Below are 21,009 nucleotides of genomic sequence, written 5' to 3'. Positions count from 1 at the left end.
CAAAAACGCATATTGTTTAATTTTATTCAAAATACTGGACTACAAGTTTATATTCAGTGGGTTAAGAATGGTAAAAAAGAGCCGCTTGAAGATGTCATTAATGAAGCAGTTGCCTTAATGGAAGGTGGCGTTAATGCTTACCTCCAACTTAATTAAAATTAGCCGTCAAGAATGTTTAGCTTCTTGGCGGTTTTTTGCTACTCTTTTTTTCAAAGTGTGGCATAAGTTACTGAACGAAAAAGATTGCCCATTTTTTTAGTTTTGATTCTCCCTAATAATATAAACAACATCTTAAGGGAGGGAACATTATGAAGGTGAAACAACTAAATGCAGAACAGCAGGTTGCTAAAGTAGTTCGCCAACAGGTTCAAGGAATGATCAATGATGACCAAGAACTGCTCAGACAGGTGATTGCTCCGGATGCGCAGTTTGTTCATATTACTGGAAAAGTGCAGAGCCGTGATGAATGGCTTGAACAAATCAAACGTGGCCGGATGCATTATTACGATAGTAACGAGATCCTTTTTCAGGCAAGTGTTGAAGGAGATAGAGCACTGGTAATTATGCGTAATGAATTGGATGCGCGAATTTATGGTTTTCGGAATGTCTGGCAACTTCAGTCACGGGTTGAACTACAGAAAAGAAATGATCAGTGGCTAATTACTAGGTCTGAAGCATCAATGTATTGAGGAGGGCGAAGATGACAAAACGACAACTTATAGTTTCGACAATTGCGTTACTACTAGCAAATTTCATGGGTGGATTGGATGCGACAATAGTTAATACCGCGTTACCAGCTATTACTAGTTCTCTAAATGGAATTCGCCTGATTGGCTGGATTAGTTCAATCTTTTTACTTGGCACTGCTGTGACTACTATTCTGTGGGGACGCTTAGGAGAAATTATTGGTAATAAGCGAACTTTTCAGATTGCAATGTTCATCTTTATTATTAGTTCCTTTGTTGGCGGGCTTTCGACGAGCATGGTGATGCTAATTATTGCGCGGGCATTTATGGGAATTGGTGCCGGAGGAATGATTTCGATACCGTTTGTTATTTATGCCCATATTTATCCTAATCCTGCTCAACGTGCGCGAGCGCTTGGTTGGGTTACAGCATCATATACGCTTTCGACGGTTGTTGGACCACTAATTGGTGGTTGGTTAGTTGATGCTTTTTCTTGGCATTGGGTATTGCTGATTAATTTACCAATCGGGATTCTAACAATTTTGATGTTGCAGAATTCTTACCATGAAGATTTTGAAAAGGCATTAACTTCATTTGATTATCACGGTGCCCTAATGTTAATTATTACTTTAACAATTTTGCTTTTTGCCAGTGATGCACTTGCTGCAAGCTTATTGAGAACGGTTATCTTATTAGTCATTGGTCTTGCTTGTGCAGTTCTCTTTTACCAAATTGAAAAACGTAAAGGGATGAGTGCAATGATCCCAACTAACCTACTAAAAAACTGGTCAATCCAATCACAAAACATCATCATGTTCTTATTAAATGGTTTCTTTATTGGTTACAGTATTTATGCGCCAATGTGGGCCCAAGGTTTGCTAGGCACTAACGCAACTTGGGGTGGACTGACCCAAATTGCTTCATCAATTCTGTTGCTAATCGGCACCCGGTGGACAGCTCATCTAATGATTAACATCCCGTACCGACGCATCATCATGGTTGGTAGCACCAGTGTTTTAATCTCAGCATTCACCCTAGTATTGGCAACTAAGAATGCGCCATACTGGTGGTTAATTGTCAGTGGTGGTTTTGAAGGCTTAGGGGTTGGGTTATCGTTCACGCCAATGCAAGTATCAATTCAAGACGGCGTGGAAGAAAACTTAATTAGTATCTCGACAACTTGGGGATTACTAGTAAGAACTCTTGGTCAGACTTTTATGTCAGCGATTTTTGGTGCAGTTCTAAGTCTAACAACTGCTAGCCAAATTAAAGCACCAATTACGAACCGGATGGTTAATCAGTTATCAGATGCTAGTACGGCAAAAAACGTGCCGCAAGAATTACTTCCACAGCTAACAACCATCTTGTTTAATGGCATTCACGTGATTATGATAATTGGTTTAATTCTAGTCATTCTAGCGCTAGTCCTTAACTGGCGTCGTCCACAGGTAATTAAGCAGCCTAGGTAAAAAATAAGCAACGATTTATCGCAAACCGTTACTTATGTCATTAAGTGAGAAACATTGCCCATTTTTTAGATGAGGACAATATTTGATAATGATGATAGTAAATTAAAAGGAGAGTGAAACTAATGAAAGTATTAATAATCGGTGCAACTGATTCAATCGGTCGCGTTGTTTCAACGGAATTACTTAAAAATACAGATGCTGAGTTAGTATTAGCTGCTCGGCACATCAGTCCCACAATTCTCAGCGATGTATCGCGAGAAACAGCAATTAATTTAGATGTAACCAATGATCAAGAATTAGCTACGGCCTTAGATGGGATTGATTTTGTTTTTGCTGCACTTTCAGGAAGGATGAATTCTTTTGCTAAACATTTGGTAAAAGTGATGGACCAGGTCGGTGTTAAACGATTGGCCTTTATCACAACCATGGGAATCTACCAAGAAATTCCTTCCTGGTTGGGCGAATCACCAAATCCATATCATAATCTAATTTTACGGCCATACCGAAAGGCAGCTGATACGATTGAAGATAGCGATTTAGACTATACGATTATTCGTCCCGGTTGGTTAGATAACGGACCGGCAGATTATGAATTGACGAAAAAGGGTGAACCGTTTGGTGGCCATGATGTCTCACGGTATGCAATTGCTGATTTAGTAATTAAGATGGTAAAGAACCCCGAGTTTGGTAATCGAGAAAGTTTTGGTATTAACCGGCCACAGGAACACTAAGCTAAAAGGAGGAAAATAGAATGAGTTTAACAGAATTGGAAAATAAAATAGCAATTAAAGAAGTGATTGACCGTTTTGCTAACTTAGAGATTGATGTTTCAGCACAAACAAACCTTTTTATCCCAGATTTACACATCACTATTTACAATGGTGACCAAAAAATGATGGAAATCAACAGTCGTGATGAAATGCAACAAAAGTTTGGTGCTGCAATGGCTGGTGCACTTTCTTCATATCACATGAATGGGCAGCAGGTGGTTGAACTTAAAAGCGATACAGAAGCAGTCGATACCCACTATTGTCAGGCTTCGATTATGAATGAAGAAGATGGTCAAAAAGTATTAAATGTCAGCTATATTCGTTACGTTGACCAATTAGTAAAGCAAGATAATCAATGGCTGATCAGTGATCGTGAACAACATATTATTTTTAGTGAAAAACGTAACCTTGAATAAGATTAGATAAGTATTTCAACACATAACGAGTTTCAATATTGTCCTGATATGGGAGGCTAACTTTGTTAAGTTAGTGATCTAGCCTAATTTACTATTTAGGCCAAATCTCAACTAACTTTTTAGCCAGTGGAGTAATTGTCTTCTGCTGGCTTTTTAAGTATGCCGCATAGAAGGTCATCGTGGCAGCATCATCAGTAATGGGGATTCTGACACTGTCGCTTGTATCATAGGTAGTGTTATCGTTATCGGTGATGTTCGTGGTGAAAAAGGGAAAGTTTGTATATTTTGTCAGTTCCCGCATCGAATCATACTCAGCTTGGTAGAGAAACTTGGCGTTGGGGATGTTATCTTGAATGACCTGTTTCCATGGGCCAATTTCATTTAAGACGACAAAACTTAGCCCAGCTAGTTCCTTGAAGGTAACCTGTTGCTGGTTAGCTAGGTACATGAATTGGTCAAGGTTGACAAAGAGATGTTCCTGACCAAGATAGCGGGATTCGATCAGGTCAGTTTGGATTTCCCGATTAGTGATAATAAGTGAATACTGGTGACTTTGTAGTGCTGGTTCAATTTTATTGCTATTAAAGAGTTTCTGATCTAAGTCAATATTAGTTTCTAATTGAGGTTTGTTATCGTCAATTACAATTTGCGGTCCCGGAGCAACACTAGCAATTTTGATGACATGTTGACTTTGGGCAAAATTGCGAATTTCGTTGACAAATTGTCGATTGGTATCTAGGACTAGCTGGGCCTTTTTAGCAGCTAGCTCTCCCGCCTTAGTCAATGAAATCTTATTCGGTTGACGATCAAACAATTTAACCCCTAATTCATCTTCAAGCTTTTGCATCCCCCGGGTAACGGTTGGTTGAGTGACCATCAATTTTTGTGCCGTTTTGGCGAGGACCTTGGTTTCGGCAAAGGTGACTAATTCTTTTAGTAAGTAATTATCAATCATAATGGTTCCTCACTTCTAGCATACGTTACCTGTATACTAGCATAGGGCTAAAGTAATTTTCAATGAAGAAGAATGCGGTTATGATATAGACAATCACAAAGCGAAAGGAAGTTCATTCAATGTCAAATAATATTCCAACAGTAAAACTCAATAATGGTGTCGAAATGCCAACGCTAGGTTTTGGTGTTTTCCAAGTACCAGATCTTAATGAAGCAGAAAAGGCTGTTACTGAAGCAATTGACACTGGTTACCGCTTGATTGATACGGCAGCCGCATACCAAAATGAAGAAGCGGTCGGCAAGGCAATCAAGAATAGTTCTGTTAACCGTGACGACATCTTTGTTACTTCAAAGCTCTGGGTCTCTGATTTTAATTACGAACGCGCTAAAAAGGGAATTGATACTTCACTGCAAAAGCTAGGCCTTGACTACATGGACTTGTACCTACTTCACCAACCATACGGTGATACGATGGGTGCCTGGCGAGCATTAGAAGAAGCGCAAAAGGAAGGTAAGATTCGCGCGATTGGTGTTTCTAACTTTTACGCTGATCAACTTCAAGATTTAATGCTTACGATGCCAGTCAAACCAGCTTTAAACCAAATTGAAGTTAACCCGTGGTACCAACAAGATGCTGAAGTGAAGTTTGCCCAAAGCCAAGATGTTCGGGTGGAAGCCTGGGCACCATTTGCGGAAGGTAAGCATGATATTTTCAAGAATGAAACGATTGCGGAAATTGCTGCTAAATACGGTAAGAGCAATGGTCAAGTCATTCTTCGCTGGTTACTCCAACGCGGGATTACGGTTATTCCAAAGTCCGTTCACCAAAAACGGATGGCAGAAAATATCGATGTTTTTGACTTTGAATTGACTGATGATGATATGAATAGGATGGCAAGTTTGGATAAAAACGAAAGTCAGTTCTTTGACCATCGTGATCCGGTCACAATTGAACAAATTTTTGGCTCCAGTTTGCAACAAGTAAAAGATAGTGAAAAATAATTAGGAGGTAATTGATGATGGCTAATATTCCAACATTTAAACTCAACGACGGTAATGAAATTCCTTCATTTGGTTTCGGAACTTTCCAAATTCCAGCAGATGGTTCAACTTATAAAGCAGTTAAGGATGCACTAGCTGCTGGTTACCGGCATATCGATACTGCGGTTGCTTACTTCAACGAACAAGAAGTTGGTAAGGCGATTAAGGATAGCGGAATTCCTCGTGACCAAGTTTGGGTAACTTCAAAGCTTTGGTTACAGGACTATGCTTATGAAGACGCTAAGAAGGCAATTGATCTTTCATTGAAGAAGCTTGGTTTAGACTATGTTGATCTTTACTTAATCCACCAACCATACGGCAAGGTTGATGAAGCCTGGAAGGCAATGGAAGAAGCCCAAAAGGCAGGAAAGATTCGTTCAATTGGTGTTTCTAACATGACTCCAAAGATTTGGAATAAGTTTGTTCCTGACTTTGATGTGATGCCAGCAGTTAACCAAGTTGAGTTCAACCCATACTTCCAACAAAAGGAACTCCGGAAGATCATGGCTGAAAATGGGGTGGCACTTGAAGCGTGGGCACCGCTTGGCCAAGGTAATGCTGATTTATTTAAGGAACCGGTGATTACTAAGATGGCAGAAAAGTACGGTAAGGATGCTGGACAAATTATCCTACGCTTTGAACATCAAGAAGGTGTAATTGTCTTTCCTAAGTCAGTTCATGAAGCGCGGATTAAGAGTAACAAAGACATCTTTGACTTCGAATTGAACTCTGCTGAAATGGACCAAATGCGTGCTCTTGATAAGGGCAAGGGTCAACATGATCCAGATGCACCGGGTGTTGAAGAAATGCTGAGTAAGTACGATGTTCATACAAATGATTAACTAGGAATGAGCGGGCGGCAGTGCCTGCTTTTTTTATTTAGTATTAACCTATAATTAAAACTACTTTAGCTTTTTACCATCTTCTGAAATGTTGGCAGTACCTTTAAGATAATAATCAGAAATTATCACAAAGGAAGTGGCTAATATGATTCATCAAGTAATTGGAATTGCACTTTTACTATTGATTTTGAATTTTATTATTAGCGGACCTGAAATCAAATAAAGGAAGATGATAAAAAATGGTATTTTTAATTGCATTAGGACTAATTGCAGGTGGCTTGGTACCAGTCCAAACTAGTGTTAACTCACGATTAAGACAAGATGTTAATGAGCCATTCCTTGCTTCGGGAATTTCGTTCTTAGTTGGAACTTTATTCTTAATTATTTTTGGTTTATTTACTGGTTCACCATTTATTAGTTTTAGTGAGCTAGGTCAGTTACCATGGTGGGGCTATCTTGGTGGTGTTCTAGCTACGATTTGTTTAACCGCTAATATTTTCATGTTTGGCGAATTAGGTAGTGTATTAGCAATCGTTTTGCCAATGGTTGGTCAAATTATTTTTGGAATTTTAATTGATTCTCTTGGCTGGTTTGGTACACAGGTAATCCCATTGACAGCGATGAAGATTATCGGGGCAGTTCTTGTATTGTTAGGGATTATCTTAATTGTTGTTGTCCCATCATTACGCCACCAAACTACTACGACCAAGCGGAGCGGTAGTAAACTTTTCTGGGAAATTGGTGGAATTATTTCTGGGATGATTTATGCTTCAGAAATTGCGATTAACGGGCATGTTGGCAAGGTACTTCATTCACCAATCCACGCGGCATTCTTAACTTTCCTTATTTCAACAATTCTTTTACTAGGCTTTGTTACAGTTCGCGGAAATATTACCCGTTTAGCATTAATTAGGAAAAATCATACTCCATGGTGGGGCTTCTTAAGTGGTATTATTGGTGGCTTTTCAATCTATTTAGCTGCCTTACTAGTACCTCAAATCGGTAATGGCTCTGCAATTACCTTGGGGATTCTTGGTCAAATTGCAATTAGCTTATTGGTTGATACCTTTGGATTGCTCGGTGGCCAAAACGCCCAGCAGAACGTGTTCAGATTATTGGATTATTTGTCTTAATTGTTGGGGTTGTCTTTACTGAATTACTGTAATTAAAAAGTCGAGCGGTGAATCATTTAAGATTCATGTCTGCTCGACTTTTTTAGTTGGTGGAGTTATTTTAATTTTGATTGTCGGTGGAAAGTGAGATGTCACGGTTAGCTTTAATCTCATTAGTTAGCGAATTAAGATTATCTAATCCACCATTATAGGCAAATTCTCCTAATGGCAAATGATGGGGTACTTGGTTGCTATTAACCGCATCAATAATCGCTTGGGCAATCAATTGCGGATCACCAGGTGAATTTTGCACTCCTTCATCAGTTGTGTTTACCATTTCTTTAAGTGAAGAATAATTGTCAATTTGCGGAACTATCTTTTTTGAAGAAGCACCTGACCAATTAGTTCGAGCCCCACTTGGCTCAACATTTAAAACATTAATTTCTAATGGTGCTAATTCTTTCCTTAGGGTATCTCCTAATCCTTCAACAGCATATTTTGTTGCAGAATAAAAACCCATTGTAGGTAAAGTGGTTAGCGCTAAAGCTGAAGAAATATTAACGATGGTTCCGCCACATTGTTTACGAAATTGAGGTAAAAGTGCTCTTGTCATTTCTGCCAGGCCAAAAACATTTACTTCAAATATATAACGAACGTCTTCCATGCTACTCTCTTCTACTGTTGCAAAGTAGCCTAGTCCGGCATTATTTACTAAGACATTAATTACTGGGATGAATGCTAATGCTTCATGAGCTGCTTCTTTAATGTCATTTGGTTTAGAAAGGTCTACAATGATCTTTTTAATTTGGCCATGGTCATACTGATCTAAATAATTCAAATCACTCATTTTTCGAGCCGTAGCAATTAATTGTACATTTTTATCTTGTGCCAGTTTAGTAGCTAAAGCCTTACCAAAGCCACTTGATGTACCTGTAATCATCCATGTTTGTTCTGCCATTATAATTACCTCCTAATAACTATCCCAGTTGTTGAGTCACTAGCAATTACCTCATTAGAAACAAAATTATCAGCCGTACCTGGTTAAAAATTTAATTGGAAATTGAGTAAGTTTCACAACATCGCCTCATTTCAAATTTTTGATAAAAGAATTAAATTGAGTTGTTGTCATTTTAATCACACTTATTTTGTTGTACAATTCCGAAATAATGGTTTATCATTCCGTTATGGAATAAAAAGAGGGGAGTAAATAAATTATGGAAACAAACAAACTCCGCACATTTCTCGATTTAGCTGATACATTGAGTTTTTCGGAAACGGCAGAAAATTTATATACAACCCAGAGCAGTATTTCGAAACAAATAAAGTCATTAGAACAAGAATTAGATACAACGTTATTTATTCGTGATAATAGACATGTAAAGTTGTCAGAAACCGGAAAGGCAATTTTAGATAATGTAAAAGGAATGTTGGTCCAGGAAGAGAAACTATGGCTAACTTTGGAACGCTATCGTCAGCATAATAAATCGTTAATAAAAATGGCTGTTATTCCCACATTCTCATCTTCGCCATTATTCAAAAAAATAACCGAATATATGGACCAACATCCTCAAGTTAACCTTAAATACTTGAAGTAGAAAGTAATAAAATTTTAACCATGCTTGAAGATCAAAAAGTGGACATAGTTTTTTATCGTTGCTTGGAGAAAAATGAAGATCATGAGCAATTTACCTCATTATTAACTAGAAAAGCGCAATTCAAATTATGTGTTGCAGATGATGATCCGCTTATACAAAAGGAAAAGGTTAATCTTGAAGAAGTAAGTAATCGCCCATTTATTATGCTCGATAAGAGTTCACAGTTATATCAACCAGTATTGGATTTATGTACCCATGCAAACTTTAATCCTAACATTATCTTTACTAGTGAACGAATTACATCAATTGTTGAGATGGTAAAGCATCATCAAGGAATCTCAATTTTAATGGATCCAGGTGAAAAATATTCTGGAGTGAAGTTTATTCCTATTACTCCGACATTAACTTCATCTCTTTACTTTATACGGCAAAAAGATAATAAAAAAACACAGCTTGTTGATTTCTGGCGAGACTTAGAAAAATTGATTAATTCCAAAAGTGAATAAGTAGTCGTTAATTTTGAATTGTTGATGAAAAAACACTTCTTTACAATAGAGCACAATCACTCGAAGTAAGGAAGTGTTTTTATTATGAATCAACAAACAAATAAATGGGATTTAAGAAGAGTTATAAGTGAAATAAAAGATAAGGCTGCTGACTATCATGAAACAAATATAGAAATTGATCCAGATGCAGAACTATCGGGTGTCTATCGGTACATTGGTGCGGGAGGAACGGTTCAACGGCCAACAAAAGAAGGGCCAGCAATGATGTTTAATAATTTGAAAGGTTTTCCTAATACCCGTGTATTAACTGGATTAATGGCATCTCGTAAGCGAGTAGGGCGAATCCTTCATCATGATTATCGAACTCTTGGACGCTTTTTAAAGGATGCAGTGAATTCACCAATTCATCCTGTAGTCGTTAACAAGGAACAATCACCAGTCCAGGAAGTTGTACACCTTGCATCTGAAAGTGATTTTGATTTACGAAAGTTAATTCCAGCACCAACAAATACAGAATATGATGCTGGTCCGTATATTACATGTGGTTTAGTAAAGGGCAGTAGTATGAATAAGCAAATGACTGATGTGACTATTCATCGGATGTGTATCGAGGGCCGCGATACGCTGGGAATGTATATTATGCCTGGTGGACGCCACCTTGGACGATTTTTTGCAGAATATAGTCAACATAATAAGCCAATGCCAATTACTATTAATATTGGATTAGATCCGGCAATTTTAATTGGTGCAACTTTTGAGCCACCGACAACGCCTCTTGGTTACAATGAATTGGACATTGCTGGCTCTATTCGTCAGGAACCAGTTGATGTGGTTAGTGCATTAACTGTTAATGAACAAGCAATCGCCAGGAGTGAGTATGTTCTTGAAGGATACATTATGCCTAACCAAACTATTCAAGAGGATCTTAATACTCATACTGGTTTTGCCATGCCGGAATTTCCCGGATATGCTGGTCTAGCAAACCCGGCAGTTAACCTTGTTAAAATTACGGCGGTAACTCATCGAAAAGATAATCCAATAATGCAGTCAGTCATCGGCCCATCTGAAGAACATGTTTCAATGGCTGGAATTCCAACTGAGGCTTCAATCCTTGATTTGGTTGACCGAGCAATTCCCAATAAGGTAGTAAATGTTTATAATCCTCCAGCAGGCGGTGGGAAGCTCATGTCCATTATGCAAATTCACAAGTCGAGTGAAGTTGATGAGGGAATCCAACGACAAGCTGCACTATTAGCATTTTCAGCCTTTAAAGAATTAAAAACGGTTTGGTTGGTAGATGATGATGTTGATATTTTTGATATGAACGATGTTGTTTGGACAATGAACACCCGTTTTCAGGGGGATCAAGATATTCTAGTTTTGCCTGGAATGCGTAATCATCCATTAGACCCAAGTGAACAGCCACAATACGATCCGACGATTCGCTTTAAAGGAATGTCTAGTAAAACAGTAATTGATGGGACTGTTCCTTATGATATGAAAGATCAATTTCAGCGCGCTAAATTTAAGAAAATAGCTGATTGGCAGAAATATTTGAAGTAGATTGGAGATGGGTTTTATGAAGAGAATTATAATTGCAATTTCTGGCGCATCTGGCTCAATTTATGGAATCGATCTTTTGAAAAAATTGCAGGCAATTGATGGAATAGAGACGCACTTAATAATAAGTGAGTGGGCTAAGAAAAATATTGAACTGGAAACCAATTATTCTCTTAATGAAGTTAAAAAAATGGCGGATCATTATTATAGTAACCATAATTTAGGGGCCAAAATATCAAGTGGTTCGTTTCGTACTGATGAGATGGTGATTGTTCCAGCTAGTATGAAGACAGTAGCTGGAATTGCAATTGGATTTGATGAAGATCTTATTATGCGTAGTGCGAGTGTGGCACTTAAGGAACAACGAAAATTAATTATTGTTCCTCGTGAGACACCATTATCAGTGATTCATCTTGAAAATTTGACTAAATTAGCTCGTTTAGGTGTTCATATTATTCCGCCAATGCCTGCTTTCTATAACCATCCACAATCGATACAAGATATAATTGATCACCAATCAATGAAAGTCTTAGATAGTTTAGAAATTGAAACTAATTTTGCTAATCGGTGGGATGGTGAAGATCAATGAGAAAGACTTTTCAAGTTACTACTAGTTTTACGCTATTTGCCGAGTGTATCTTATTAAATCGCGATTTGTTAGTTAATGTAACTGGTGGTGAGATTCCCCATGTGGGTGGCATTGTAACATTTGATTACCAACTGGGTCAGGAAAATAGTATTCACTTCAGCTCACATGATGGTCGCAAGCATCAAGATATTTTATTAGCCGAACGGTTAGCCAAGACTCTCGAAGATAATGCATTTGGTAATTTAGTAATTAATGCAGGAGTCCACATAGACGGAATAACAAAGCAACAAATTGATGACTCTTTTGTCATGGTTGATAAATTAGGAAGACAAATTCAGAAGTGGCTTTTTCAACAGAAATCAACTATTCAAAATCCAAAGTATACTACTCACTTAAAACGAGATGATAATGGCAACTTAACATCGATAACAAAGGGAACAGGTAATTAAAAAGTCGAGCGGTGAATCATTTAAGATTCATGTCTGCTCGACTTTTTTAGTTGGTGTATTGATCAAGAATTACTAGTTCTGCATTCATCGTTTCCTGATAGAGAAGGTTAAAATCATTTTCCGTTAACTTAACATTATTGTAATTGGCCTTTAAGTAGGCTCGTTCAGCTTCAAAAGCAGTTCGGTAGGTACGCAGAATTATTTTCTTTCGGTCGTCAGATAGTTCACTATGTCGAATAACGGCGGTCCACGCTTGCCAAAATTCTTTCATTTTAATATTACCGTTTTGACTACGGAGATCGAAAATCACTGCTGCTTTAATTTCTGCAGGGCTTTTACTATGGTGAATTACGTTAATTGCATTGTTGACCATTCCTTGCCGCATATTAGCAATTTTTTGTTGGCGTTTATTATCCGTATGTTTGGCTGGTAGCAAAAAGCGAAAAAGAATTGTAGGGATGATCATACTGAGAAGGATTAAGGTACTTTCAGCTAGAACAATTGTCCGAAAATCTTGTGCCTTAACAGCTGTTTCAGCAACAGTAACCGCTAATGCAAACGTTACTGCCCCATGGATACCACCCAGTGAAAATAACCAGGCATTTTTATTATTCTGATGGTTGACGACTCGAACATAAAGATACCTAACAAGTAAGTTACCCAAGTAGAGAACTATCCCAATGACAAGCCAATTATAAGAATCATGAACACCGATTACTTGTTGTTTAATTACACGAACAACCATGATTCCCAACGTTACAAAAACAATTCCGTTTAAGGCGCTATTGAGTAAGGTTGTTAAATGAGCGGTATCATAGGCCAGCCTTGGATTACTCAATTCACTTCGTTGACTTTCGGCATTATGAACCAAGCCAGCAAAGACTACTGCAATAATTCCAGAGACTTCAATCGTTTCTGCAAGATAATAAATTAAGTAGGGAGTTAAAAGGTAGATTAATTTTAATGGGATCCCAGTATTGTAAGTATTACCGATAAAGTTAACTTTGGAATGAAGCATTGCTTGCCTGATTGATACAAGGATTCCTGCAATTACGACTCCAGTGATGACACCACCCACTGCTGAATAGACAAAATTACCAAGAGTCGCACCATATTTAATCGTCCCGTTAACGTACCACAGGATTGCCATATTTAGAAGGACAATTCCAGAAGCATCATTAAAAAGAGATTCGAGCTTTAAATTGGTACTTTGTTGGTCAGGCATGATTAAACCATTAGTAACTGACTCAGTAGCTGTTGCATCGGTTGGGGTACTAATTGCCGCTAAAATGAAAGCGAGTGGTAAGCTTACTCCTAAAATCACGGACGTTGAGAAACCGACAAGGATAGTAGTTAAAAGGACCATCATCACTGTTAAGCTAAGGATAGTTTTAATGTTGCGTAACACCAAATTCATTCGTGTATTCTGCCCCTCAAAGAATAGTAAGGGGGCAACGATAATTCCCATAAAAAAGTCAGCATTAAATCTAACGATGCTTTGGTTAAGAAACGGGATCACAGCAACGATCATTCCCATTAAGATATAAACATAGTTGACAGAAATCTTAGTAAATATCCAGCGACTGGCTACAATACTTAGAATCACTGCCAAAAGAATAATTACTGTAGAAATGAGGATTGACATTAGAAGACACTCCCTTTAGTGATGTTATCTTTAATATTATATAATAGATTTGAGAGTTAACAATTAGTTAAAGGTGGTTTGAAAATGTATGATCAAGTGTTAGATACGTTTATTGCGGTTGTTCGTGAAGGAAGCTTTTCTAAAGCAGCTAGTAGTCTCTTCATGTCGGCAGTTTCTGTCATGAAACAGATGAATAATTTTGAAAGTGAATTAGGGTTCAAAATTTTTAATCGTTCACCGCGGGGAATTAGACTAACCCCAGCAGGGAAAGCATTATATGAGTCAGCTCAACAGATTATTCGTGATTCGCGAGAGGCAATTAGTGCTGCTCAAGCGATCGCTGAGAAAGGTCAGACAACCATTCGGATTGCGACATCAATGTTGCGGTCAGCGCGGCCATTAATGGACGTCTGGGAGCGGATGGGGAAGCAACAAAAAGATTACCAACTGCAAATTATCCCTTTTAATGATGATGCGGCCTCATTACGGCGGATTACCAATCAACTTGGTAAGACGGTTGACTTACTGGTAGGCCCAACAAATGCTAATTATTTAATGGATAATGAGTTTGATTTCTTTAATCTCGGCGATCAACACTGCAATATTATGGTTTCACGGCAAAACAAGCTCGCAAGTAAGGAAAAATTAACCTGGGCGGATCTAGCAGGGCAAAAAATTTTATTAATTCGGCCAGGTTTATCACCTAAAATTGATGAATTAAGGGATGAAATTGTCCAACACCATCCAGACATTACCATTGTTAACACTGATTATTTTTATGATATTGATACGTTTAATTATTGTGTTCACCATAATTATTTAATGGAAGCCCTCGAACAGTGGCATGATGTTCATCCCTCAATGATTAGCATCCCGATGGATTGGGACTATTCAATTAGTTACGGAATTTTATCGTCAAGCCATGCCAATTCGCAAGTAAAGGAATTTATCAGCTTAGTCGGCCAGGAGTATTTAAACCAACAAGCTAATTAGGATTAACTTAAAGTTAAAGCTGGCTTAACTAAACACTATCTTCTGTCAATTGTCACTGCCTCCTATAATAAAATAAACAAGTTGATGAGGAGGTTAAATAATGGCAGACACAGTACTAATTTATTATTCTTTAACTGGTTTGAATGAAGTAATTGCAGATCGGGTTCGACAGAAAACTGGCGCTGATGTAGTAAAGTTGGAACCAGATTTTGACTACCCGAAAGCCATGTATCCATGTTGGGACATTGTGCGAAAGTGGCGTGGCGTTGGTTCTATCCCCAAGCACGGGCAGCCACTACCAGATATTAGCAAGGCACCACAGCTTAAAGGATCGTTGCCTGATTTAGCTGGCTATCGGCGGATAATCATCGGTGGGCCAGTTTGGGGTTGGACAATGGCGGACCCGATTATGACCTTCTTAACTTCTGCCAACTTAGCTGGGAAGGATGTCTACGCTTATTGGACATGTGTGAATACCGATTACAACTATGAAGTTGACTTTAAGTCATTACTGCCAGCTGATGCTAAATATCGGAAGGGGCTATGCATTGATGCTGGAATTTCAGATAATCCAGAACATCTAGAACAAAGCTTAAATCAATTGCTGGATTTTGGTGATTAAAAATGACATTAAATATTAAACTACGGAATGGCTGTTTGATGCCACAGTTAGCAATTGGAACTGCATTTCTTGAAGATCCTGAAGTTGTTAGGCAATCAATCGTAACAGCATTTCAAATCGGGTATCGACATGTTGATGTAGATCAGTCTTTTACAGGATTTTCAGGAGTTAATTCAGCGTTGCATATGGCTGGTTTAGATCGTGAGCAAGTATTCATAACCAGTAAACTTAGTAGAGAAGTGGTTGAACATTATGGAATCAAGGAAGCAATTGACAGACTTTTGAATAGTCTTGGAACATCATATGTGGATGCTTTGTTAATGAGAGATCTGGGGTCAGCAGGTAAAAATGTCGAAGCATGGCAGAAAATGATTCAAGTTTCACAAAAGGGGCAAGCTCGAGCAATTGGGGTTGATGATTTCAATCAAAATGCATTACAGAAATTACCGAATTCGATCGATGAAATACCAATGATTGATCAGTATGTTGTAAGAATCGGTGATACACCATCTTCATTATTAAACTTTTGCAAAGAACATAATATAACGGTTGAAGCATATTCTCCGGTAATGCATGGCTTACTGTTACGGGCACCAATAGTGGAACAACTTGCTAGAAAATATCAGGTGTCAGTTAACCAATTGTGTATGCGGTATGTTGTTCAACAGGGATTGGTAGTTTGGCGGCAAACAACTAATGCTGATCATATGGTTGAAAACCAACAAATAGACTTTTAAATTGAAAGCGATGACCTAGAGGCCTTGAAAAAACTTAGTATTTAGAGGTGATTATTATGAGAAAAAAAGTTGTTATTATCGGTGTTGGTAGTGGATTAGGTAAAAGCCTTGCTACTAAGTTTGCGCAAAAAGGAAATGACTTAATTCTGATTGCACGGCAAAAGAAAAATCTTGAGAAAATTGCCACCGAAGTAACTAATAATACTGGAGTAGACATCCAAACGTATACGGCGGATGTAACTGATGAAGCAGACTATGCACGTGTTTTAACTACTATTCAGCAAGAAGAAATTTCTGGTTTTATTTACAATGTTGGGATTACGGCGCCGGATAATGATAATTTCACCCGTGACGATTTAGAAAAGCATTTTCAAGCGGATGTTGCTGGTGCTTATCAAACAGTAGTAGCTTTACACGATAACCTAGTAGCGACAAAAGGTTTTGCACTATTTACTGGTGGGATTGCTGGAGTTACGCCATTCCCAGGGTTTATGGGACTCAGTGCTGCCAAGGCAGGTTTGCGTAATATGTTTCAACTATTAAATACTACTTTGAAAAATAGTGGAATATTTGCAGGTACTATCACTGTTGGTGGAGTGATTAAGCCAGATACTCATTTTGCACCAGATTTAATTGCAGAAAAGTTTGTTGAGTTAGCGCAAGAACGGAATGTTTGGGAAGTTAATTATCAATAAGTAAAGATGGAGGGAAGAAAAATGAAATACTATACTTTAAACAACGATGTTAAGATTCCAGCAATTGGCTATGGAACTTACCTTACTTCACCACGCGTAACAGAGCAGGAAGTTGCACAAGCATTAAAAGTTGGTTACCGCTTAATTGATACCGCACAAAACTATGGCAATGAGCGTGAAGTTGGTGCAGCTGTTCGAAATAGTGGTATCAATCGTGAAGAGATCTTTGTTACCTCCAAGACCCAGACGAGTGGCTATCGTAGTACTAAAGCGGGAATTGATACTTCACTCAAAGCAGCAGGCCTTGATTACTTTGACTTGATGATTATTCACTGGCCAAATGGTAATGACCTTGACACTTACCGGGCCCTTGAAGACGCATATCATGAAGGAAAATTGCGGGCAATCGGTTTGAGTAACTTCAACCATCAGCAAGTACAAGAGATTATTGACAATAGTGAAGTTGTTCCGGCGGTTGATCAGATTGAAACTCACCTCCTTTGGCAACAATGGGGGATGCACGAATACTTGCAAGAACATGGCATTCTTCATGAATCATGGGCACCACTTGGTGAAGGAACTGGACATATTTTGAGTAATCCAACATTAGTGCGAATTGGACATCAGTATGGTAAGTCACCTGCACAAGTAATGCTCCGCTTCTATGTGCAAGAAAATATCCTGGCAATTCCAAAGTCTACTAATCCAGAACACTTGAAAGCTAATTTAGATATTTTTGATTTTGAGCTAAGCGATCAAGACATTGCTGATATTCGAAGTGAAGACCGCAGACAAGCAGGTTGTTGGCCAAGCACAATGTTAATTGAACGTAATTACTAGGAGGCAATTAGCAATGGATTTTGCACAAGTAATTAAAAATCGCAGATCAACCCGTCAATTTACTGATCAAAATATAGCGCTTGAGACAATTAAGAAAGTTTTACAAGAAGCGCAGTTAGCACCTTCGTGGGTTAACTCCCAACCTTATCATGTCCATTTAGCAGTGGGAGATTCTCTAGAAAAGGTTCGCGCACAACAAGAAAAGTTTGATAATAGCGGTGCTAAGGGGAATCCTGATTTACCGATGATGTCACGAAAAGATTGGCCAACTCAGGCGCAGGCAAACATGGCTGAGTGGACGAATGATCTTGGTGCCGCAGGTAAAGAAATGGGTCCTGCGTCCGCTAAGCTCTATAATGCTCAAGCAATCTTGTATTTAACATTGCCTAAGGGGTATTCACTCTGGTCACTATATGATTTAGGCTCATTTGGTAATAGCATTGTGCTAGCAGCAACTAACCAGGGACTGGCTTCAATGACAGCTTACCAATTCATTAATTATCCAGAGATGTTACGTAAAGAACTAAATATTGCTGACGATGAAGAGATTATTATCGGCATTGGCCTAGGCTATTCTGATGATAGTGCGTTGGTTAACACAATTAAATCAAACCGAATGGATTTAGATGATATTTTGACTATTCACCGATAATAAAAAGGCCGACTACCAACGTCAGGTGGTTGGCTTAATTCATATCATTTTTATTCATTTTAAGTATCAATGATTAGTAATAATAGGTATTTTACATGGTGATGGCTTGATGTTTAGACTAAGTAGTGAAGGAGGCATATTATTATGACTACAACTTTAGCAATTCCAACTCGCAATGGTGAAGTGGTCGGAACCTTTTATTCAGCAGAGAACAATAATCCGTTGGTGATTTTATGTCACGGATTAGGGAGCAGTGCCAGTTTATTAAGTAACTATGGTGTCGACTTAAGCAATAATAATTACAATGTATTTACCTTTGATTTTATTGGTGGGTCAGACTTTAGTTTAAGTGGTGGCTCAATGAAAGAAATGACTGTTAAGACCGAAATCGCCGAATTAAATGATGTTATTGACCACTTTTATGGCAAAAATCCTCAACAAAAAATAATTATTGGTGGTGAAAGCCAGGGTGGCTATGTTGCCGCAATGGTTTCGGCCCAACGGAATGACATTGCTGGGTTAGTACTACTTTATCCGGCATTCCTGATTCAGGATAGTGCGAAAGAACTTTTGAAACAATATGGTTCTGCACCAACTTTCCAATTGATGGGGATGACTTTAGGACATCAATATCTAACTGACGCAGTATCAATTGATCCATTTCAAAAAATTAAAAATGATCAAACACCAGTCTTACTAATCCATGGCTCATTAGACCGAATTGTTCCGATTAGTTATGCAAAAAGAGCGGCAAAACTCTATCCTAATTGTGAGTTGGTAACGGTTAAAGCCGGTCATGGCATTTATGGTGGACAGACGCAAGTTGATGTCAGTCAAAAGATCGTTGAATTTTTGAACCGAATCTAATGATAAAATTAGGTTAGATTAATTTTTAAAGGAGTGAATCAAATGGCAAAGACACTGGTTTTATATTATTCTGCGATCAATACGACCAAGGAAATTGCAAAAAAAGTTGCTCAAAAACTGAACGCAGATATTGTAGAAATTCATGCTGCTCAGCCATATACAGCGGCTGATTTAGATTGGCATGATTCGACTAGCCGGACATCAATCGAACAGCACCAGCACAATAGTCGAGTTGCTGTTAAAGATGATCTTCCTGATATCACGGCTTATGATAATATCGTGATTGGTCACCCAATCTGGTGGGCGATCCCGCCACGGATGATTGCTGATTTAGTTGATAAGTTAGACTTAAATGGTAAGAATTTGGCAATGTTTGCTACTTCTGGTGGTACCAATTATGATCGTTCACAGAACTTTATTGAACGAACGGTCAAAGAAAATAATTATGATACACATGTTAATCAAGGAGCGGTGTTAAATAATGCTGGACAAATTGATGCATGGGTGGATAACTTAAATTTTAAATAATAAGAAGATGGCTACTGATTTGGAAAGATTTCAGTTAGTAGCCGATTTTTATTGACTTTATGTCGATAACGACATAAAATAGAACCATCGATAAAAGATGAAAGGATGATTGTAATGGCAGAAAAGAAATTTAAAACACTTGATGACTTTTTAGGAACCCACTTTATCTACACTTATGATAATGGCTGGGAATATGAATGGTATGCCAAAAATGACCATACTGTTGACTACCGAATTCATGGTGGAATGGTTGCGGGTCGCTGGGTTAAAGACCAAGAGGCGAATATCGTAATGTTGACTGAAGGAATTTACAAGGTTGCGTGGACTGAACCAACGGGAACAGACGTTGCACTAGACTTTGTCCCAAATGAAAAGAAATTAAACGGGACGATTTTCTTTCCAGCATGGGTAAAGCAACATCCTGAAATTACAGTAACGTTCCAAAATGAACATATCGACCGAATGCACGAAGCACGGGAAAAGTATGATACTTATCCTAAGATGGTTGTTCCTGAATTTGCTCATATTACCTACATGGGTGATGCGGGTCAAAACAATGAGGATGTAATTTCCGAGGCGCCTTACGAAGGGATTACTGATGATATTCGTAAGGGACGCTACTTTGATGAAGATTATCGGCGAATTAATAAATAATTAAGTATAATAAAGGAAGAATTAATGTTTGGAGGACTAATAATGCCAAAAAAACGAGTTCTTCCTTTTATTATTTTAGGAATCATTAATAGTGAGCCTAGAATAACAGGACGAAAGATAACTGCTGAATTTAGCACTGAGATTGGTGACTTTTGGCGTGCGTCACATAGCCAAATCTACCCTGAATTAAAGCGCATGGTGGATGATGAATGGATCACAGTTTCAACTAGTCAAGAAAATGCCAAAGAAAAATATTATGAAATAACATCAGCTGGTAAAACAGTTTTAGACGAGTGGTTAAACCAATTAGTCACTGAATTACCAGTTCATGAAGACCTTTTTTCGTTAAAATTATTCTTCATTAAGGATATGGGTGATCAGCGAATACCGGAGTTAATAAATCGTCAATTAGAATTGTTAAATAAAGAATTGAAGTATCTGACACAACGCGAAAAAGAAGTCTTTCCAAACCAACTGGCAATAAAGAATCACTATGGTCACTACCTGATTTTGACCCGGGCAATTTCACGAACAAAGGGCCAAATTGAGTGGCTTAATGAGACTAAGAGATCATTAAAAAAATGCTAAGTGAAGTGAACCCCCATAGTTGGACAAGGAGTTCCAACTATGGGGGTTTTACTATGACTAAGTTTAGTTTAGAAATTAAACTGAAAGCAGTTCAGATGTATTTATCTGGGATTGGTTCACCGGATTATGATGGCGATTTTAAGCTGAAAGTCTTAAACTGGAAAAAACAACACAAGGCTTCGTACCCACAAACAGCACT

General features: G+C 38.2%; 26 protein-coding genes. 23 read left to right on the top strand and 3 right to left on the bottom strand.

Annotated features, from left to right (window positions below):
- Positions 1 to 12: 12 nt before the first annotated feature.
- The 5 genes from AC1EKL_RS06365 (at position 13) to AC1EKL_RS06345 (ending at position 3,341) form a co-directional block, all read left to right on the top strand.
- Positions 13 to 156, top strand: a complete 144-nt coding sequence (locus tag AC1EKL_RS06365; protein ID WP_480189420.1) for a hypothetical protein — start codon at positions 13 to 15, stop codon at positions 154 to 156.
- A gap of 152 nt (positions 157 to 308) precedes the next feature.
- Positions 309 to 689 (top strand): nuclear transport factor 2 family protein, encoded by a 381-nt coding sequence (locus AC1EKL_RS06360; RefSeq protein ID WP_480189421.1) that lies wholly within the window; start codon positions 309 to 311, stop codon positions 687 to 689.
- Positions 690 to 700: 11 nt separating this feature from the next.
- Complete coding sequence (locus AC1EKL_RS06355; protein ID WP_480190251.1) at positions 701 to 2,155, top strand: MFS transporter; 1,455 nt, start codon at positions 701 to 703, stop codon at positions 2,153 to 2,155.
- Positions 2,156 to 2,277: 122 nt separating this feature from the next.
- Positions 2,278 to 2,886: an NAD(P)H-binding protein gene (locus tag AC1EKL_RS06350; protein WP_480189423.1), complete on the top strand. Its 609-nt coding sequence runs from the start codon at positions 2,278 to 2,280 to the stop codon at positions 2,884 to 2,886.
- A 20-nt stretch (positions 2,887 to 2,906) separates the two neighbouring features.
- Positions 2,907 to 3,341, top strand: coding sequence for a nuclear transport factor 2 family protein (locus AC1EKL_RS06345; RefSeq protein ID WP_480189424.1), 435 nt, complete (start codon positions 2,907 to 2,909; stop codon positions 3,339 to 3,341).
- A gap of 91 nt (positions 3,342 to 3,432) precedes the next feature.
- On the opposite strand, the gene AC1EKL_RS06340 is transcribed toward AC1EKL_RS06345, so the two are convergent.
- Entirely contained in the window at positions 3,433 to 4,296 is an 864-nt protein-coding gene (locus tag AC1EKL_RS06340) for a LysR family transcriptional regulator (RefSeq protein WP_480189425.1), read from the bottom strand.
- 119 nt (positions 4,297 to 4,415) lie between these two features.
- On the opposite strand from AC1EKL_RS06340, the gene AC1EKL_RS06335 reads away from it, so the two are divergent.
- From AC1EKL_RS06335 to AC1EKL_RS06325, 3 genes are all read left to right on the top strand, one after another.
- Entirely contained in the window at positions 4,416 to 5,297 is an 882-nt protein-coding gene (locus AC1EKL_RS06335) for an aldo/keto reductase (protein WP_480189426.1), read from the top strand.
- Between the two features lie 17 nt (positions 5,298 to 5,314).
- A complete protein-coding gene (locus AC1EKL_RS06330; RefSeq protein WP_480189446.1) occupies positions 5,315 to 6,178 on the top strand; it encodes an aldo/keto reductase in 864 nt (287 codons plus the stop codon).
- 239 nt (positions 6,179 to 6,417) lie between these two features.
- On the top strand, positions 6,418 to 7,311 hold the full coding sequence (locus tag AC1EKL_RS06325) for a DMT family transporter (RefSeq protein WP_480190250.1): 894 nt from the start codon (positions 6,418 to 6,420) through the stop codon (positions 7,309 to 7,311).
- A gap of 100 nt (positions 7,312 to 7,411) precedes the next feature.
- On the opposite strand, the gene AC1EKL_RS06320 is transcribed toward AC1EKL_RS06325, so the two are convergent.
- Positions 7,412 to 8,248 carry an SDR family oxidoreductase gene (locus AC1EKL_RS06320; protein ID WP_480189428.1) on the bottom strand — a complete coding sequence of 279 codons (837 nt, stop codon included), beginning with the start codon at positions 8,246 to 8,248 and terminating at the stop codon, positions 7,412 to 7,414.
- A 256-nt stretch (positions 8,249 to 8,504) separates the two neighbouring features.
- Between AC1EKL_RS06320 and AC1EKL_RS06315 the strand changes: the two genes are divergently transcribed.
- The 5 genes from AC1EKL_RS06315 (at position 8,505) to lpdD (ending at position 11,989) form a co-directional block, all read left to right on the top strand.
- Entirely contained in the window at positions 8,505 to 8,885 is a 381-nt protein-coding gene (locus AC1EKL_RS06315; RefSeq protein WP_480190249.1) for a LysR family transcriptional regulator, read from the top strand.
- A 20-nt stretch (positions 8,886 to 8,905) separates the two neighbouring features.
- Complete coding sequence (locus tag AC1EKL_RS06310) at positions 8,906 to 9,391, top strand: LysR family transcriptional regulator substrate-binding protein (RefSeq protein WP_480190248.1); 486 nt, start codon at positions 8,906 to 8,908, stop codon at positions 9,389 to 9,391.
- Between the two features lie 84 nt (positions 9,392 to 9,475).
- Positions 9,476 to 10,954: a UbiD family decarboxylase gene (locus tag AC1EKL_RS06305; RefSeq protein ID WP_480189430.1), complete on the top strand. Its 1,479-nt coding sequence runs from the start codon at positions 9,476 to 9,478 to the stop codon at positions 10,952 to 10,954.
- Between the two features lie 16 nt (positions 10,955 to 10,970).
- Positions 10,971 to 11,540 carry a UbiX family flavin prenyltransferase gene (locus AC1EKL_RS06300; RefSeq protein WP_480189431.1) on the top strand — a complete coding sequence of 190 codons (570 nt, stop codon included), beginning with the start codon at positions 10,971 to 10,973 and terminating at the stop codon, positions 11,538 to 11,540.
- On the top strand, positions 11,537 to 11,989 hold the full coding sequence (gene lpdD / locus AC1EKL_RS06295) for a prenylated flavin chaperone LpdD (RefSeq protein WP_480189432.1): 453 nt from the start codon (positions 11,537 to 11,539) through the stop codon (positions 11,987 to 11,989). The genes AC1EKL_RS06300 and lpdD overlap by 4 nt, the downstream gene beginning before the upstream one ends.
- A gap of 46 nt (positions 11,990 to 12,035) precedes the next feature.
- Here lpdD and AC1EKL_RS06290 read toward each other — a convergent pair whose 3' ends face one another.
- The gene (locus AC1EKL_RS06290) at positions 12,036 to 13,634 is read right to left on the bottom strand and encodes a cation:proton antiporter (protein ID WP_480189985.1); all 1,599 of its coding nucleotides are present in this window, start codon (positions 13,632 to 13,634) and stop codon (positions 12,036 to 12,038) included.
- A gap of 84 nt (positions 13,635 to 13,718) precedes the next feature.
- Here AC1EKL_RS06290 and AC1EKL_RS06285 point away from each other — a divergent pair, with 84 nt between their 5' ends.
- From AC1EKL_RS06285 to AC1EKL_RS06240, 10 genes are all read left to right on the top strand, one after another.
- Positions 13,719 to 14,627 carry a LysR family transcriptional regulator gene (locus AC1EKL_RS06285; protein WP_480189434.1) on the top strand — a complete coding sequence of 303 codons (909 nt, stop codon included), beginning with the start codon at positions 13,719 to 13,721 and terminating at the stop codon, positions 14,625 to 14,627.
- A gap of 100 nt (positions 14,628 to 14,727) precedes the next feature.
- A complete protein-coding gene (locus AC1EKL_RS06280) occupies positions 14,728 to 15,249 on the top strand; it encodes a flavodoxin family protein (protein WP_480189435.1) in 522 nt (173 codons plus the stop codon).
- 2 nt (positions 15,250 to 15,251) lie between these two features.
- A complete protein-coding gene (locus AC1EKL_RS06275; protein ID WP_480189436.1) occupies positions 15,252 to 15,986 on the top strand; it encodes an aldo/keto reductase family protein in 735 nt (244 codons plus the stop codon).
- Between the two features lie 56 nt (positions 15,987 to 16,042).
- The gene (locus AC1EKL_RS06270; RefSeq protein ID WP_480190247.1) at positions 16,043 to 16,681 is read left to right on the top strand and encodes an SDR family NAD(P)-dependent oxidoreductase; all 639 of its coding nucleotides are present in this window, start codon (positions 16,043 to 16,045) and stop codon (positions 16,679 to 16,681) included.
- A gap of 21 nt (positions 16,682 to 16,702) precedes the next feature.
- Entirely contained in the window at positions 16,703 to 17,521 is an 819-nt protein-coding gene (locus AC1EKL_RS06265; RefSeq protein WP_480189438.1) for an aldo/keto reductase, read from the top strand.
- 13 nt (positions 17,522 to 17,534) lie between these two features.
- Complete coding sequence (locus tag AC1EKL_RS06260) at positions 17,535 to 18,173, top strand: nitroreductase (protein ID WP_480189439.1); 639 nt, start codon at positions 17,535 to 17,537, stop codon at positions 18,171 to 18,173.
- A 144-nt stretch (positions 18,174 to 18,317) separates the two neighbouring features.
- Positions 18,318 to 19,040: an alpha/beta hydrolase gene (locus AC1EKL_RS06255; RefSeq protein WP_480189440.1), complete on the top strand. Its 723-nt coding sequence runs from the start codon at positions 18,318 to 18,320 to the stop codon at positions 19,038 to 19,040.
- Between the two features lie 42 nt (positions 19,041 to 19,082).
- Positions 19,083 to 19,568, top strand: coding sequence for a flavodoxin (locus tag AC1EKL_RS06250; RefSeq protein ID WP_480189441.1), 486 nt, complete (start codon positions 19,083 to 19,085; stop codon positions 19,566 to 19,568).
- A 114-nt stretch (positions 19,569 to 19,682) separates the two neighbouring features.
- A complete protein-coding gene (locus AC1EKL_RS06245) occupies positions 19,683 to 20,222 on the top strand; it encodes a phenolic acid decarboxylase (protein ID WP_480189442.1) in 540 nt (179 codons plus the stop codon).
- Positions 20,223 to 20,264: 42 nt separating this feature from the next.
- Positions 20,265 to 20,810, top strand: a complete 546-nt coding sequence (locus AC1EKL_RS06240) for a PadR family transcriptional regulator (RefSeq protein ID WP_480189443.1) — start codon at positions 20,265 to 20,267, stop codon at positions 20,808 to 20,810.
- Positions 20,811 to 21,009: the final 199 nt, after the last annotated feature.

The organism is Limosilactobacillus sp. C0001E2, from assembly GCF_056590915.1.
Note: the sequence above shows the minus strand (reverse complement) of the source record. Positions and strands in the feature narration are given on the sequence as shown.